Raw genomic sequence first — 15,893 nt, 5'->3', positions numbered from 1 at the left:
AAGGTCAAATGCGTTTCAAAACTCTCCACCAATACCAGTTGACAAAGAGCCCAAAATAACATCTAAATATTGCGTTTTTTAAAGAAGTAGTACCCGATCCAAAGAAACAGCGCAATGTAAAAAATATTACCAAAGAACATCTGCGTATTAGTGAGGTTCAGGAGTTTTGTGTAGGTGTCCCGGTCTGAGAGCAGACTGGGATAAAGCATCATGGTCAGCGGGTTCCATTTGATCCAGTCGTACTGTTGAATAAGCACGACGAGCAGTTGCATGACCAGGTTGGCCGCGAAGTAGCCGATAATGCCGACAGACACAGCGGCTGCTGAGTTGCGGAAGACGTTTGCCAGAAGGAATACCAGGCTCAGTAACAGCCACAGGGTGACGAATTTACCGCCGTCCACCATGATGGTGTAGCGAAAGACGCTGATGCCATCGGTGTGGGCGTGCAGATTGATCACGTGTTTGAACATGAATTCGCGCAGCACCAGTGAAACGACAAAGCTCAGCGCATACCAGTAGACGCTGTAGATGAACATGCAGATCCATTTGCTGACGAGCACTTGGCCCCGGCTGTATTTCCGGTAAATCAGCGCCCGAATCGTGCCGTACTGGAACTCCATGGTGATGATGGTGGCACAGGCCGCGATCATGAAGTAGAGAATCAGCGGGTTCGCAAAGAACGTGGACTGAAACGCTGATTCAGGACTGACCATTTGCGCGTTGGTCTTCGCAATAATGGCGAAGCCGATCTGCATCAGAATCATCAGTGCCGTGCTGATCCAGGTACTGTGCTTGCGAGATAGTTTAAATAACTCTTGTCGAATTAATATGCCCATTAGTCATCCACCCGATCTTTCGCCAACAGGTCCAGCAGGGAACTTTCCAAAGTCCCTTCCTCACGCTGCATGTCGTTGACATCAAGGCCAGCATCAATGAGCGTCCGCAAGGCTTTTGCGAGCGTATCATCCGCCTGGTCAGTAATCCGGACTTGCGGTCCCTTATCCAGTTCAAACGAAGCCGCCTGCAGTAATTCACGCGCCTTTGGATCATCGCTCGTTTGCAGGAAAATGGTGTTGCGCCCTTGGGAAACGAGCAACTGGTGCATAGTTGTTGAACTGACGATTTTCCCCTTGTCGAGAATCAGGACGTCCTGAGCCAGCTTTTCCAACTCGCTTAAGATATGAGAGGAAATCAGAAAACTTGTCCCCTTTTGCGACTCTTCAATAATGAGATCACGCAGATCTTTAATGGACTGCGGGTCAAGCCCGTTCATCGGTTCATCCAAAATGACCAGACTGGGTTCGTTGACCAGTGCCATCGCCACGCCGAGTTTTTGTTTCATCCCGACCGAGTAGCCGCGGGCCAGTCGTTTAATAAAATCGTCCATGTTTAATTTCGAAATAATGCGCTGGATATGAATTAACTGGTGGTCGCCGTTGGCAAATAAGTCTAGGTGGTCCCACCCTGTTAAGTACGGGTAAAGTCCAGGATACTCAATCAGCGCACCGACGTTCGCTAGCGCCGCGTGGCTGGTTGGGGTGACCGTCTGGCCAGCGACCTGAATGACCCCTGACTCGTAGTTAATGAGTCCTAATATTGTCTTCATGATTGTCGATTTACCGGCACCGTTCGGCCCGATCAAGCCCACAATGCGGCCTTCGCCGACCTTGAAATCGACGTCGTGCAGCACGTGCTTGGAGCCAAAACTCTTGTTGAGATCGTGCACGGTTAATATATCGCCCATGGAATACCCCCAATGTTTTGCTACTGTAATTTAATCATAGGTCGGGTGGCTTTGCAAATGCTCACAAATCCAGTCACCCACGTTTTTCCCGACTTTTGCACGGTAAAGTTTTGATCTATCGATGCTGGCTTTGACCCGCATAGTGCTGACTTAAAGCCAAAAAAGAAGCCGGGAAAAAGCCGCTATTACGGCTAAGCGGACTGAACTTGTGCTTTCGCGTTTTCGGTTTATCACCCCTTAACATGCACCAAACGACCGTTTCCAGCCATATGAGAGACTGCCAACTACGGCCCTCATCACTGATCGGGTCAAACCAATTTTTTAAAATCAATACGGTCACACGTATAGTCGCCATGATACAATTTACATAACATGTTTTTATTATAAAACGATTAATTGTTCAGGGGAGTTATACCATGACCAAACAAACCTCAGTCAAGGTGTTGAGGAGCATCTTAACTGCTAGCGGATTTGCAATCATTGCCTTTTTTGTGTACCTATTATTTAAACAGCTTAACGATTTTACGGGGTACGCTGCCGACGATTATCTTTACCACTTCTTTTATCGCGGCGAGTGGCCAACGCGCCATCTCAGCGGTATTCACAGTCTCAGTCAGTTAGTGCAATCAATTCAGATTCATACCCGAATCAACAACGGCCGGTTTGTCGCCCATACCGGTGTGCAGTTGTTTATGCAGTTGCCAAAATCGGCGTACAACGTTGCCAATTCGATTGTTTTCGTGCTTGTTGGACTGCTTATTGATATTCACGTTTTTGGCAGTTTGAAAAAGCTGCGTGTGAGTTATTTTGCACTCACTTTCGCGCTGATGTGGTGGTGCCTACCCGACTATGGGACATCAATTCTCTGGCTGTCCGGTGGTTTCAACTACCTCTGGGTGGTACTGGTTTATCTCAGCTATTTGCTGCCGTACCGGTTCAATTACCACGCCAAACATCCGCGACTTATGTTTGCAGGCATGCTGATTCTCGGATTTTTAGCTGGCGGTACCAACGAAAACACCGCGCCGCTGACCCTCTTTGTCGCGTTATCGCTCACCGTCTACGACTGGTCGCGGTCGAAGGGCCAACTGGCTTGGAAATGGGCGGGCGGCCTGGCCGGTGCCTGCAGTTTTTACACGGTGGTCACTTCCGGCAGCAAACAGATCACTAAGCGGGGTTCCCAATTTGAGTTGGGCAACATCGTGTCGTTTACCATGAAATACTCGGGCGCACTCATCTTGTTTACCGCCCTATTCTTAGCGTACATGTACTGGCACCATCACGCGTACGGTCACACCTTTAAATGGGCAGACAACCGCGACTATTTTTCAGCACTCTTCTACTTTATTGGCGGCCTCTTAGGTATTGCGGTGCTGATCGTGTCACCGGAAATTGTCAGCCGGGTCTTTTTTGGTCCCAACATTTACTTCATTACCGCCATTTTGATACTGCTGGCCGACCACGCAGGGTTGCGGCGGTGGTCCCTATTGGATCGCCTCACACCGACCCTGGTGGCGGGCGTGATGTTGTTTGCCGGTATTCCGGGGTACAACGCCGCCGTCAGCTCGCTGCACACGTCGTACACGTACTGGAAAGCCGGGGATACAATCTGCCGCCGCGCTGCCAAACACAACATCGCCCACGCCGCCGTGCCGGGCATGCAGCCGGTCAATGACAGCCACAACGCTTACCTGACGCAAACTTACGTGAGCCCCGGCAAGCCGTCCAAACAGTGGTTCAACGTCTGGATGGCCGCCTATTACGGGTTAAAGACGGTTACGGTGGATAACGGGTTGCACCCCGCTAAGGTGCCCTTGAATAAAAATGGCATTACTTGGCAAACACAACATGTGCTGACGCTGGCGTACCATGGCTGGACAAGCCTCATCAAGCCAATCACAGCCAAAGCCGCCGCCCCCGAAACAGCCACCATTCGTTACGTCAACTCAAACGGCAAACAGGTCGGCACGGAAACCATTAGCGGTACGGCCGGAACCACCTGTTCCCTCAGCCATGTGTCTGTCAATGGCTACAAAACGCTCGCCAACAATCCTCAGACCTATACGTTTACAACGGCTGCCAATCAAATCGTGACAGTCAGCGTTAAAGACGTAGGGGTGACCACTTCCGCAACCATTTTATACCGGGTCAAAAAAACGGGTAAAATTGTCGGCCGCGAACCCATCAACGGTCGGGTCGGCCAAACCTACGACATCAGTAACGGATCAACGACGGGCTATACGACTGATGATACGAATCGCGAATCCTACAAATTCACCAGTGCGCCCGGCCAAACCGTCACGCGCTGGGTTCATCCCGCCTCACAGATAATCACAATCGCCTTTCTGCGCAACGGCACCCTTGTGCGCACGAAGAAAGCAGCCGTGGAAACCGGCCATTCGTTTAAATTGAAGCCACCATTCGGCTACCGTCTAGCCAAAAATCAGCAATCCCGCTACACTGTACCGAAACAGGGGTTAGGCACCATTACCGTAAAGGTCCGGCGCTTAAAACTGTGGGTGCGCTTAATGAAAAATGGCAATCTGCAACTGGTATTGATCGGCATTGTCATTTTCCTTGTGTGCGATACCTTTATCGCTATTCGGCAACGGCGGGACAGCGCCGATTTAGCGCTGTCGGCGAAGTTGCAACAGGACATCGCAACTGATGAAAATAAAAAGCCTGCCAAGTCGATTGATGCAAAATAACTTTGGTTTCGTACTGCGACAGTCGAACATAGGTTGTACGGCAGGTATTCGCACTACTGATAATCTGCAAACGTGCTCGATTGTGATTTCAATTCTTTTGCACGCTGAAAAGACTAACCAGTACCATTCAAGCCCACCGCCTGTTATGGCTCTAAATACCACAAAAAAACGCCCATCATAATGATGAGCGTTTTTTGTGTTACAGATAATGAACATTAACACCAGACAAAGCCGCGTCACCGTTCAAATAAACCTTAACCGGACTGTCAGTTATATCTGCTTCCTGACTAACCCCGCCAAGAAACGCTTCTATATTATTAACCACTTGCCAAGTGTGGGGGAAATACAGGTCGACCCCGCTCAAATGGGCGTCAATATTCACGGTCAGTTCACCATCAACAATCGTTTTATCAAAATAGACCTTCAGCCCTGTCGCGTATGCGTAGATGTTCACCCGCTGCAAGTTATTCGACTGAATGTAACGGACCGAGCTGCTCATGCGGCTATCAATGTTCACTTCAGTCTGATCATCCGAAATCGTTTCTTCATCGACCTCTCTGCCCTGAACACCGCGGCCGCCATGGTGGTGATAAGGGTGGCTATGATGATGCCAGCTCTCCCACTGTTGGCGCTCGACCCAGCGCCGGTGCGGGTGAAAAATGATCGACAGACCGACCGTCAGCAACAGCGCAATCCCTAAAATCGTCCAGGGCACCAGCTGCGTGATTCCCAGCGGTGTGGCGTACAAGATGCCCAGAAACGCCAGTGAAAACAGCGTCCCGCCAATTGATCTCATGATGACACTCTCAATGAATGTCCCGGCCAAAAATAGCGTGGCCAGAATACTCCAAAAACTAAAATGATAGGAAATTAAATTTAACTGGCTGGCACCCAGCAGGATGGCCCCGAGGATGAAAAACGTCCCCCAAAACCAGTTCTTATTCCGTAATCGTTTCATCGTCGTTCCTCCAAACGTTCTTTTAATAGCTTGTAGTATTTGCGTGATACGTAAACCTGTTTTCTGGAATGTTGAAACGCCACCAGGCTGTTTGAAATCGAGTGAGTCAGCGCGAAAATCTTCGTTGTATTTAATATCGCTGACTTGGAAATCCGCATGAAATTTGCCGGCAATAAATCTTCCAGCTCGTACAGCCGGTGATGGATTTCAAAAATGTCATCCACCGTATGGGCGTTAATTTGCCGATCTTCCGTTTCAAAGAACAGAATGTCGTTCACGTCCAAATAATACTCCGTGTCGCCCTTAAAAAACCGCAGTTGCGGCTGGGGCCTTATCGGCAAATTGGAGCTGTTGTGACAGTCGTTTGACATCGGCATCGTAAACCGGCGTACGGATCACAATTTCTTTGTCTGTCAGGCTATCATCGATTTCAATCCGGACCTTTGTCATGCGCGTTTCCCCTCCATGGCTCTTATTAAACCCTAACTTTGCGGGGTTAGCAATGGATTGCACGCAAGTGGTTCGAATTTTGGGGTAAGTGGGTTGTTTTTGTGTCTTACGTGTCGTGAATAAAGGTCGGCGATTCAGGGGCTGCTGTCGTCGCATTCTGCAGTTTGGCACGACATTCCACTTAATATGAGGCTTTTTATTTTGGTAAATATCGAAAAAGCGTCAAAACCAGTTTGTAGAAAATCCGCCCTCAACTGCTTTATCTTCTGTATTCAGTGACTCTCTCGGCATTAATGATAACTGCCAGCACCAGTAGCCGAAAATGGCCCATTTGAACCAAGACGCCCATCATCAGCTGGCGCAAAGTCTTCAAAGTTGACTGAACAGTAATGGCCTTCATCATCATTTTCGTCTCTAATTATCAATTCGGTGTGCACTGCTCGACACTAAATGTATGACTTGTCCTTTAATAAATCTCAGCCGTGTGCCGTCAAATGCGCTTCCTATTGGATACAAATCGAGGAAAATCCCATGCAGTTCTATTACTTGTATAAGAAATTAAAATAATATCATTCAATTATTCCTAATTGTCCTTTTTAGAGACATATCGGCAAATTCGATAGATTCATGCGTTACCTTTAGAAATTTATTAACGTTAAAATGGTGGATTTTTGTCTTAAAAAGAGGTGGTATTGAGCTATTTTTAGGGCTTTTATGCGGGTGTAATTTGGAATTATTATTGAATTATGGGGTGATATGTTTTTTGTATCGTGTTTATTTAGTTTTTGAATCACCGGTTGCTTGGAAGATTGGTATATTAAGGTTGTTGGCGGTTTCTTTTTGGCTGTATTGCTGAAACGTGCTCCGCAAAACTGGGGGCTACTGCGTAAGGCAAAGCGGTCAAAAAGCCCAAGTTCAGGGCTTTTCGACCACTTTACCTTACGCTCCGCCCCCAAACCGTTTTGCTCCGCACTCTTACTTTTAAGTTCCATTTAACCTCTAATCGTTATATTACTAACCATCGATTCACTTTAACAAATTACTGACCTCAAATTCACAAAAAACTTATAGTCACGAAACAAAAGTAACCATGGAGGTGTCCAATGATTCCGATTTCTCAACAAGCACCACTCACCTTTGCTGACAACACCCTTTTTTACCACGACCTGCCGTTGTTGCGGGGAACCGCTGCATCGCCGATTGCTTTTATCGGTCGCGGCGACGCGGATGTTGCCATGTACCAAGGGAACTTTGAAATCAGCGACAACATGCAAGCTAAACTGCCGCTGACGCTCTCGAACCACGCTATTAATGAAAACGAAATAATACTAACACTGGGATTTCAGGGGGAAGCTTACCTTGAACTTACCTGCTTCTTGGATGCCAGCGACCGGCTGGTGATCAAGCCAAAGCTCTTAAAGGCTGGCTGGAACCGCTTTTGGATCCGCTTAACGGCAGACCAGCACGAACACGTTTACGGCTGTGGCGAACAGCTTTCACACCTTGACCTGCGCGGCCGCCACTTTCCACTGTGGACGTCGGAACCCGGCGTTGGCCGCAACAAGCACACGCTGACCACGTTCCAAGCCGACCAGACGCACTCTGGCGGCGATTACTACACCACAAACTACCCGGCACCAACGTTTATTTCTACTCGTATGTACTACTGCCACGTTGCCAGTTACGATTACGCCGACTTCGACTTTCGAAACGACGACTTCCACGAGCTGCAGTTCTGGGGCTTGCCGCTGTCGTTAACGTTTGACACAGCCTCGACTTTCTCGGAATTGATAACAAAATTGACCGGGCTCGTGGGACGTACCACCGGTTTGCCAGACTGGACCAACAATGGTCTGATTCTCGGCGTTCAGGGTGGCACCAAGCGTGTGTCGGAGATTGCTGACCAGCTCAAGGAAAACGATGTTGCGCTATCCGGCATCTGGGCGCAAGACTGGGAAGGCATTCGCATGACCAGTTTCGGCAAACGGCTCTACTGGGATTGGAAGGCGGACGATAAGCTCTACCCGAACCTGACGACCTCGATTAAGCACTGGCAGGACCAGGGCATCGAATTCTTAGGCTACATCAACCCCTACATCGCAAACGACACGCAACTGTTCGCTGACGTGAAGGACTTGGGTTACTTCGCTAAAAACAAAGATGGTGAAATCTACCTTGTTGATTTCGGCGAATTTCTTTGCGGCGTGGTCGACTTTACAAATCCGGACGCCTTTACCTGGTACAAGGAGCTCATCAAGAAGCGCCTGATCAGCACCGGCATGAAGGGCTGGATGGCCGACTTTGGCGAGTACCTGCCGACCGATGTCGTGCTGTACGACCACTCCGATCCAATGGTCATGCATAACAAGTGGCCGGTGCTGTGGGCGCAGTGCAACTACGAAGCGGTCAAGGAATCCGGTTTGCAGGACGAGATCATGTACTTCATGCGCGCTGGCGGGACCGGCAGTCAAAAGTATGCGCCTGTGCTGTGGGCGGGCGACCAGAGTGTCAACTGGAGTTTGGATGACGGCTTAGCTGCCACGATTCCGGCTGCCCTGTCCGCTGGGCTGACTGGGAACAGTATCAGTCACAGCGACATTGGCGGCTACACCAGTTTGTACGGCAACATCCGCTCGCGTGAGTTGTTCATGCGCTGGGCGGAAATGGCCGCCTTCACGCCGGTCATGCGGACGCACGAGGGTAACCGGCCGGACCAGAACTTCCAGGTCTACGACGATTACGATGCCTCGGTGCATCTCGCCTACGCGACCCAGACGTTTAAGGCTCTGACCCCGTACCGGAAAACGGTCGTGGCGGAAGCCGTCAACCAGGGCTTGCCGGCACAACGGCCGCTGTTCATGCACTATCCAGACGACGATGGCACCTACGACATCCAGTATGAATACCTGTTTGGCCGCGACCTGTTAGTCGCGCCGGTATACCGTCCGGGTAAACAAGCCTGGTCAACGTACCTGCCAAAGGACAACTGGGTCCACCTCTGGACCGGCGAACACTTTACCGGCGGCGACACCGTTGAAGTGCAAGCACCACTGGGTCAGATGCCCGTTTTCTACCGGGCAGACTCAGCATTTGCGTCATTATTTGAAAAGATTGGAGCAAAGCACTAATGAATTTTAAGATCGTAAACCCCTATACCGGTAAGGAAATTGCAGCTTACCCGGTCAACAGTACCGAAGACATCAGCGACGCGTTAGACCGCGCCGACAAGTACTACTCCTTCCAGCGTCGACACACGTTTGACGAACGTGCCCAGCAACTGGGACAGATTGCCAAAGCCTTCCACGATAACGCGGAAGTTTTAGCCAAGACCGCAACGGAAAACATGGGTAAACGACACGCCGAAGCACTGGCTGAGGCCAACGCTGCCGGCAACATTGCCCAGTACTACGCCGATAACGGCCCGGCTGCCCTGCAACCAAAGCCCTACACCTACTTGGGCGACAAACAGGCGGTAATGCAATACGAATCGACCGGGATCGTGTTCGCTATCGAACCTTGGAACTTCCCTTACACCCAAGTCATGCGGGTGTTCGCGCCAAACTTTCTGATGGGAAACCCCGTCATTTTAAAGCACGCCGCCATCGTTGCCGGTTGTGCCGACCAGTTTGAAAAAACGGTCTACAGTGCCATGCACGCACACGGCGGTTTCCAAAACCTGTTTCTAACCAACGAACAGGCCGCAGCCATCATCGCTGACGACCGTGTCCAAGGTGTTGCCCTGACTGGGTCGACGCAAGCTGGCCGTATCGTTGCCAGTGAAGCAGCCCAAGCCCTCACCAAAACGACTTTGGAACTCGGCGGCAACGATGCGTTTGTTGTACTGCCGGATGCCGACGTCGACCAGGCGGTTGCGGACGGTGCCATCTCACGGTTGCGCAACGCTGGTCAGGTCTGCACGTCGGCTAAGCGCTACATCGTGACGGAAGCCATCGCTGACGAGTTTGTGACCAAAATGAAGGCCACCTTTGAACAACAAGTCATGGGCGACCCAACGGACGAAAAAACTACCATCGGCCCGATGTCTTCCGAACGCGCCCGCGACCAGCTGCAGCTGCAGGTCGACACAGCTGTTGAACACGGCGCTGAGATCCTGGTTGACGGCGGGGCACAAAAGTCTCGGGACGGGTTCTTCTTCAAACCAATGCTGCTGGGCAACCTAAAGCCCGACAACCCAATGTACGACGCTGAATTTTTCGGCCCCGTTGGCCAGATTCACATCGCCAAGGACACCGAAGACGCCATCAAAATCGCCAACGACACCCAGTACGGTCTTGCCGGCGCGGTCTACTCCAAGGACCTCGACGAAGCCAAACGCGTTGCCGACCAAATGATCACCGGTCAAATCTTCCTCAATCAGCCATCCAACGGCTACCCTGAACTGCCATTCGGCGGTGTCAAATCATCCGGTTACGGCCGCGAAATGAGCGACCAGGCGTTGTATGAGTTTGCTAACAAGAAAATGATTGCTAAGGGTTAATGTTTGTTGGCGTTCTGTGAACATAAATGGTTGTACAGCAGAACCCTTAGGTAATTGATTTGCTGTTAAGGCCGTTCTGTTCTGTGAATCTGGCTGATCGGCGTAGTGGGTCGCTCCGGAGCTAACTTAATTGCCCGTCAAGACGGTCAATTAAGTGGATCTCCTCCGGCTCCCATGGTTGTAACCGAGGAAAGGACCCTCGCTAACAACCATTGACACCACGCCGACCAGCCAGATTCACGCCACGCCACTCACCTTGCACAACGCTCATTCGTCACTGAAGTATCGAACCATAATTAGCCCCGGTCCGAGGCGCATCCGCCCTCGACTGCGTAAACGCCGTTATCCCGATGACGCCTCACCGTTTGCGGTAACTGGCAGTCGTCGGAAGCTGGTCACGGCGATGTCCCTCTGTGGTCATCACGATCTTGACCGGTAGCACTTATACTACTTGAATGATTTGTTCCAAACGCTAGTTGTTGCAGTCTTGGCAATAAGATGAAGAAAATATAATTTTGCATCAGAACAGTAATCCATTGTTCTTTTGGCATAAATGTCGAAGCCGAAATCAGTTTTCTTATACCTGCATTTCGAAAAAGCAATCTTTTGCTCCTTATCATTGCAGACAACAAAGCGTTAGTACTCTTGACGAGAATTCGCAGTCAAGGGCGGATAATCTTCGAACTGGGATTAATAACATTTCAATACTTGGCTTTCGAATAAAGCATCTACAAAGTAAGTGGAATGGCGCAATTTGGCGCGGAGTTGTGGTGTCGATGACGCCAGAGTGCGGAGCAAGCCGGTTAACTCCCGGAGTGTAAGACAGCTATGTCGGAAATTCCGGTTCTGAATTTCTGGCATAGCTGCCTTACACTCCGGGAGTTGGCTTGCGGAGCACGTTTCCGCAATGTAGTAGTGGAGCTGGCCATTTAGTAACATGCGAGACGATGGAGATCCATTAATTTTAACGCCGAAGGTGGGAAAATTAATTAGCTTCATCGCGAGCCACTACGGTGGAGTGCCAAATCACGCAATGCAACGGAAAGCTCCAGCAAAACAAGCAACTCCAGCAAAACAAGCAACTCAAGCAACTCAAGCACCAAAAAAAGATACATCGCCATTCGAAAAAGTCGAATGGCTTTGATGAAGCAAGAATCCAAGATTGTTGCCTCATCAAAAAAGTATCAACACAATTTGAAAGAAGGCTGCAAGTATATGGATTCTACAGAAACAAATGCCGCGACAACGGCTGATACAGCGCCACGTGTGGTGACGCTGCGCAATAAGATCGGGTACGCGATTGGTGATATGGGGAACAACTTCCTGTTTGATATGGGGCAATTGTACCTGTTGAACTACTTCACCGACGTCGTGGGCCTGCCAAGTGCCGCTGCCGGGACTGTGTTCCTGGTGGCAAAGATCTGGGATGCTTTCGCTGATATGTCAGTGGGAACCTGGATCGATAACCGAACCAACATTAGTAAACGTGGGAAGTTCCGGCCGTTTCTGCTATGGGCTGCGATTCCGCTGGCGCTGCTGCTGATTGCAAACTTCAGTACGCCAAACTTCTCCGTGACCGGGAAATTGATCTGGGCCTACATCGCCTACATGATTTTCGGGACCTGTTACAGTATTTCAAACGTGCCGTTCGGGTCGATGATTCCAACGATGACGCGAAATAGTCAGGAACGTTCCGAATTAGCGTCCTGGCGGCAAGCCGGTTCCAACCTTGGTCTGATGCTGGCAACGATTGGATTTATGCCAATTGTTGAAACGGTCTCCAATGAACAAACCGGTTACACCGTGGCGGTCGTTATTTTCGCCGTCTGTGGGGTCCTCGCGCAGTGGTTCTCCTACGCCAACATCAAGGAAAACTATTCAGCACCTGCTCCGCAGAAGGTCAACAAGAAAGACCTTCGTAAATCCTTCAGAGCCCTGCTGAAAAACAAACCACTTGTCACTCTGAGTATCGTTAACTTGTTTACCTTCTCAGCCTTTAACTTGAAGCTGACCGTTCAAGTCTACTATTGTAAGTACATCCTTAAAGATATGACCGCCGAATCATGGCTTGGGTTCTTCAGTATCGGCATGGTGTTCGTTTCCGTGCTGCTGACCCCGATTTTGACGAAACGATTTGATAAGAAGTACGTCTACATGCTTGGCTGTGTCATTTGGGCAGTAGCCGATATTCTCGGGTTCTTCTTTGCTAACAACACCTTCCTGCTCGTCTTCTTTACCAGTGTCGCCTACCTTGGTGACGGGTTTACCAGTGCCTTGAACTGGGCCCTCGTTTCCGACTGTGTGGAATATGGCGAATGGCAGACTGGGATTCGTTCTGAAGGTATGGTTTACTCTTTCTTCACCTATTTCCGTAAATTGTCTCAAGCGATTGCCGGGTTCCTACCCGGAATCGTGCTTGCCTGGGTTGGTTACGTACCCGGCAAGACTCAAACTGCAACGGCTCTCTTGGGGATTCGGGGATTGATGTTCATCTACTCCGCCGTCCTTTCATTGGCCACCATCGTTTTGATGTATTGGGCTTACTCCTTAACCGAAAAGAAGTACAGCGGCATCGTCAAGGACCTGCTGGAACGTCGCGGATCAGAACGGATCGAACCCACTACGGACGAATCAAATTAATGTTGTTATCACTGTTTCTAAAAATTGAAAGAAGGATCTTCACTCATGAAATACTTTTTAGATAGTGCCAAGTTAGACGAAATTAAAATTGCTTACGAGCAATACGGCTTTGACGGTGTGACCACCAACCCAAAGCACATTATGAACAGCGGCAAGCCGTTCAAAAAAGCCATCCAAGACATCGCGGATTACGTGGCTGACAAGCCAGACTTCCCCGTTTCTGTGGAAATCAACCCGCACTTGGACAACGCCGATGACATGGTTGCTTACGCAAAGGATATCAGCGCCATTTCAAAAAACTTTGTCATCAAGATTCCAACCAACAAGCAAGGCATTATCGCTGCCCGTCGTTTGGAAGCACAGGGCATCCGTACCAACATGACCCTGGTCTTCTCCGCTGCCCAATCGATCATGCCCGGTAAGTTACACGCCAAGTACGTGTCACCATTCGTCGGCTGGCGTGAAGATTACGGCGACGATGGCCTGTCATACGTGAAGGATATCGTTGACATCTACAAGACCTACAACTTCGATACGGAAATCATCGTGGCCGCTATCCGGACTGCTAAGCAGTTGGAGCAAGCTGCCATTTACGGTGCCGACATCGTCACCTGTGCACTTTCCGTCTACGAAACCAGCTTCACTAACCCATACACTGACTTAGGTTTAAAGACTTTCCAAGACGCTTGGGACAACACGAAAACGGAGTAGCCAATGACAATATTATCTGAACTGCAACAAACTAACCCTGACGTGACGATCAAGACCGTCACCGACCCAGAATTTTCTCAATTTGGTCAAGTGATTGACCTGCCCTACCAAGCCAACCTGGCCAACACCCTAGAGACTTCAACGGTGATCCCCGCCACTGGCAACCAGTACGTGCGCAACGATCCGCAATTCTTAAACGACAAGCAGCGCCAACAGATTGCGCGTGATTTCTACGGCGAACAACCCATCGAAATCGGCTACTGTAACGGCCACAGCAACAAACTCAACGCGTTTGAGTTTCACAACTGTTCCGAACTGAACCTCGCCGCTACCGACTTCGTTCTGTTCTTCGCGGAACGCCAGGCCCTGGTCAACAAGCGGTTGAAATCCACCGAAGCCCACGCCTTCTTCATTCCAGCTGGAACGGCCATTGAAGTTTACCCAACCACGATGCACTTTGCACCGTGTGCCGTTGATTCCGCAGGGTTCAAGTGCCTGGTTGTTTTGACCGATGGCACCAACAGCCCGTTGGAATCAAAACGCAAGCCCGATGAGCTGCTGTTCCAGCGTAACAAGTGGCTGCTGACCCATCCCGAGAACTTGCGGATGGTAAACAACGGTGCATTTGTTGGGTTATCCGGTACCAACACCACCATCAATCCGGTTCAAGAAAACGGCAATGAAGCCATCTAACGCATTTCAATTTTGAATACGCCTAAATTCTAGAAAGCGAGTGTGAACACATGTCCCAAATTTTATATTTACCCGTTGTCCGTCGTAAGTTCGACGCCAAATCAGCTGAAGCCATTATGGAAACGACTCAGAAGGAACTCGCCAAGTATGACGTGCTTGGTCCCAAGGATGCCCTCGGTGACCCTACCGAACTGAGCAGCTACCTTGGCAGCATCAACGACCAAGCAATCAGCGGTATCATTTTCCAAAACACCACCTTTACCGATGCTGAATTCATTCAGCTGGTCCACCGCTACTACCCAACCACACCAATCTTACTATTGGCGCCACGCGAACCAAGTGTTCACGGCTGGTTGCGTTTCAACGCCCTGACCGGGATCATGAGCTCCGGCAACTACCTTGCCAGCCAGCACCACCCGTTTGAACACATCTACGGCAACCCTGACGAAGCCGCTGTTCAAGATAAGATCAAGGTGTTCGTTGAAGCTGCTCAGGTCAAATCAGATCTGGCTGCCTTAAACATTGGTGTCGTTGGGACGTATCCTCCTGGCTTCTTCTTCTCAGACGCCAACGCCGATGAACTTTCCCAGACGTTTGGGACAACTTTGAAACACTACAACATCGATGACGCGTTTGCTGCTGCCGAAAAGGTCACCGGTGATGATTACGATGACCAATTAGCGTACGCCGACGCCCACTTCGATGGGTTGGACACCAAGGCTGACGAAACCACCCGTTACGTGAAGTTCGCCACCCTGATGCGTCGTTACCAAGAAAAAGACAAGCTCGGCGCATTAGCATCTCGTTGCTGGCCAGACTTCTTCGACAAGTATCACAGTGCGCCAGGTGCTGTTTGGTCACAACTGTGTGACGAACAACTGCCAACCGCAATGGAATGTGATATTCACGGTGCGTTATCGATGTACATCCTGCAACAGCTGACCCCGAACCGCGATGCCATTTTCCTCGGCGACCTTTCAAGCATGGATCCCGAAGACAACTCCATCACCACTTGGCACGATTATGGTGCCTTCTCACTGGCCAACCCAAAGTACGGTGTTAAGGCCAGCGTGCACCCGAACCGTAAAATGGCCGTCAGCCCTGACATGGTCTTAAAACCAGGTCACGTGACCATGCTGCGGGTCCACTGGAACGCCAAGGACGGCTACTCATTAGCCATTACCAGTGGTGAAGCAGAAGACGTTGAACCACAATTCAACGGTGCCTCTGGCCGAATCAAGATGAGCCAAGACGTCACCGGACTGGTTGACCAGTTCGTGAGCCATGGCTACGAATCCCACTTTGCCTTAGTTTATGGCGACTACCGCGATGATTTGGTTCAGTTAGCTAAGCTGCTGAACTTGCCTTACGATTTGTATTAATTTGAGATAGTAAAAACCGGAATCTGCCGATAGTGGCGGGTTCCGGTTTTTTGCTGATCTTGTTAGTGGTTAATTGATTGTCTTAAGAATCGTGAGCCTCCCTACTGAT

Annotated in this window: 15 protein-coding genes; 8 read left to right on the top strand and 7 right to left on the bottom strand. The window is 50.1% G+C overall.

Features of this window, described 5'->3' with window-relative positions; genetic code table 11:
- Positions 1-62: 62 nt before the first annotated feature.
- Entirely contained in the window at positions 63-836 is a 774-nt protein-coding gene (locus FC82_RS15335) for an ABC transporter permease (protein ID WP_056997435.1), read from the bottom strand.
- Positions 836-1,744 (bottom strand): ABC transporter ATP-binding protein, encoded by a 909-nt coding sequence (locus FC82_RS15330; protein WP_054761907.1) that lies wholly within the window; start codon positions 1,742-1,744, stop codon positions 836-838. Before FC82_RS15330 ends, FC82_RS15335 begins: the two co-directional genes overlap by 1 nt.
- Positions 1,745-2,160: 416 nt before the next feature.
- Here FC82_RS15330 and FC82_RS15325 point away from each other — a divergent pair, with 416 nt between their 5' ends.
- Positions 2,161-4,452, top strand: a complete 2,292-nt coding sequence (locus FC82_RS15325; protein ID WP_056997434.1) for a DUF3329 domain-containing protein — start codon at positions 2,161-2,163, stop codon at positions 4,450-4,452.
- A gap of 199 nt (positions 4,453-4,651) precedes the next feature.
- Here FC82_RS15325 and FC82_RS15320 read toward each other — a convergent pair whose 3' ends face one another.
- The 5 genes from FC82_RS15320 to FC82_RS15310 all read right to left on the bottom strand — a co-directional run bounded on the left by FC82_RS15320 (position 4,652) and on the right by FC82_RS15310 (position 6,852).
- Positions 4,652-5,410 (bottom strand): LiaF transmembrane domain-containing protein, encoded by a 759-nt coding sequence (locus tag FC82_RS15320; RefSeq protein ID WP_056997433.1) that lies wholly within the window; start codon positions 5,408-5,410, stop codon positions 4,652-4,654.
- Complete coding sequence (locus FC82_RS17265) at positions 5,407-5,688, bottom strand: LytTR family DNA-binding domain-containing protein (RefSeq protein WP_235809261.1); 282 nt, start codon at positions 5,686-5,688, stop codon at positions 5,407-5,409. The genes FC82_RS15320 and FC82_RS17265 overlap by 4 nt, the downstream gene beginning before the upstream one ends.
- Before the next feature lie 25 nt (positions 5,689-5,713).
- A complete protein-coding gene (locus FC82_RS17260) occupies positions 5,714-5,860 on the bottom strand; it encodes a hypothetical protein (protein WP_235809260.1) in 147 nt (48 codons plus the stop codon).
- 290 nt (positions 5,861-6,150) lie between these two features.
- Positions 6,151-6,285, bottom strand: a complete 135-nt coding sequence (locus FC82_RS17350) for a hypothetical protein (RefSeq protein ID WP_268873511.1) — start codon at positions 6,283-6,285, stop codon at positions 6,151-6,153.
- Between the two features lie 213 nt (positions 6,286-6,498).
- A complete protein-coding gene (locus tag FC82_RS15310) occupies positions 6,499-6,852 on the bottom strand; it encodes a hypothetical protein (protein ID WP_056997432.1) in 354 nt (117 codons plus the stop codon).
- Positions 6,853-6,963: 111 nt separating this feature from the next.
- Between FC82_RS15310 and FC82_RS15305 the strand changes: the two genes are divergently transcribed.
- From FC82_RS15305 to FC82_RS15275, 7 genes are all read left to right on the top strand, one after another.
- Positions 6,964-8,988, top strand: a complete 2,025-nt coding sequence (locus FC82_RS15305) for an alpha-glucosidase (RefSeq protein ID WP_056997431.1) — start codon at positions 6,964-6,966, stop codon at positions 8,986-8,988.
- Entirely contained in the window at positions 8,988-10,358 is a 1,371-nt protein-coding gene (locus tag FC82_RS15300) for an aldehyde dehydrogenase family protein (protein WP_056997430.1), read from the top strand. Before FC82_RS15305 ends, FC82_RS15300 begins: the two co-directional genes overlap by 1 nt.
- A gap of 937 nt (positions 10,359-11,295) precedes the next feature.
- A complete protein-coding gene (locus FC82_RS16950; RefSeq protein WP_054761896.1) occupies positions 11,296-11,502 on the top strand; it encodes a hypothetical protein in 207 nt (68 codons plus the stop codon).
- Positions 11,502-12,998: a glycoside-pentoside-hexuronide (GPH):cation symporter gene (locus tag FC82_RS15290; RefSeq protein ID WP_235809259.1), complete on the top strand. Its 1,497-nt coding sequence runs from the start codon at positions 11,502-11,504 to the stop codon at positions 12,996-12,998. The genes FC82_RS16950 and FC82_RS15290 overlap by 1 nt, the downstream gene beginning before the upstream one ends.
- A 45-nt stretch (positions 12,999-13,043) precedes the next feature.
- On the top strand, positions 13,044-13,709 hold the full coding sequence (locus tag FC82_RS15285) for a transaldolase family protein (protein WP_056997429.1): 666 nt from the start codon (positions 13,044-13,046) through the stop codon (positions 13,707-13,709).
- A gap of 3 nt (positions 13,710-13,712) precedes the next feature.
- Complete coding sequence (locus FC82_RS15280) at positions 13,713-14,402, top strand: DUF4867 family protein (RefSeq protein WP_054761895.1); 690 nt, start codon at positions 13,713-13,715, stop codon at positions 14,400-14,402.
- A 50-nt stretch (positions 14,403-14,452) separates the two neighbouring features.
- Entirely contained in the window at positions 14,453-15,784 is a 1,332-nt protein-coding gene (locus FC82_RS15275) for a hypothetical protein (protein WP_056997428.1), read from the top strand.
- Positions 15,785-15,893 lie beyond the last annotated feature (109 nt).

Source organism: Secundilactobacillus collinoides DSM 20515 = JCM 1123, assembly GCF_001435975.1.
Lineage (GTDB): Bacteria > Bacillota > Bacilli > Lactobacillales > Lactobacillaceae > Secundilactobacillus > Secundilactobacillus collinoides.
This window is presented reverse-complemented; position numbering and strand designations above follow the sequence as displayed.

Coding starts and splice junctions, on each gene's coding strand:
- FC82_RS15335 (WP_056997435.1), bottom strand. CDS start 836: ATGGGCATATTAATTCGACAAGAGTTATTTAAACTATCTCGCAAGCAC.
- FC82_RS15330 (WP_054761907.1), bottom strand. CDS start 1,744: ATGGGCGATATATTAACCGTGCACGATCTCAACAAGAGTTTTGGCTCC.
- FC82_RS15325 (WP_056997434.1), top strand. CDS start 2,161: ATGACCAAACAAACCTCAGTCAAGGTGTTGAGGAGCATCTTAACTGCT.
- FC82_RS15320 (WP_056997433.1), bottom strand. CDS start 5,410: ATGAAACGATTACGGAATAAGAACTGGTTTTGGGGGACGTTTTTCATC.
- FC82_RS17260 (WP_235809260.1), bottom strand. CDS start 5,860: ATGACAAAGGTCCGGATTGAAATCGATGATAGCCTGACAGACAAAGAA.
- FC82_RS15310 (WP_056997432.1), bottom strand. CDS start 6,852: ATGGAACTTAAAAGTAAGAGTGCGGAGCAAAACGGTTTGGGGGCGGAG.
- FC82_RS15305 (WP_056997431.1), top strand. CDS start 6,964: ATGATTCCGATTTCTCAACAAGCACCACTCACCTTTGCTGACAACACC.
- FC82_RS15300 (WP_056997430.1), top strand. CDS start 8,988: ATGAATTTTAAGATCGTAAACCCCTATACCGGTAAGGAAATTGCAGCT.
- FC82_RS16950 (WP_054761896.1), top strand. CDS start 11,296: ATGCGAGACGATGGAGATCCATTAATTTTAACGCCGAAGGTGGGAAAA.
- FC82_RS15290 (WP_235809259.1), top strand. CDS start 11,502: ATGAAGCAAGAATCCAAGATTGTTGCCTCATCAAAAAAGTATCAACAC.
- FC82_RS15285 (WP_056997429.1), top strand. CDS start 13,044: ATGAAATACTTTTTAGATAGTGCCAAGTTAGACGAAATTAAAATTGCT.
- FC82_RS15280 (WP_054761895.1), top strand. CDS start 13,713: ATGACAATATTATCTGAACTGCAACAAACTAACCCTGACGTGACGATC.
- FC82_RS15275 (WP_056997428.1), top strand. CDS start 14,453: ATGTCCCAAATTTTATATTTACCCGTTGTCCGTCGTAAGTTCGACGCC.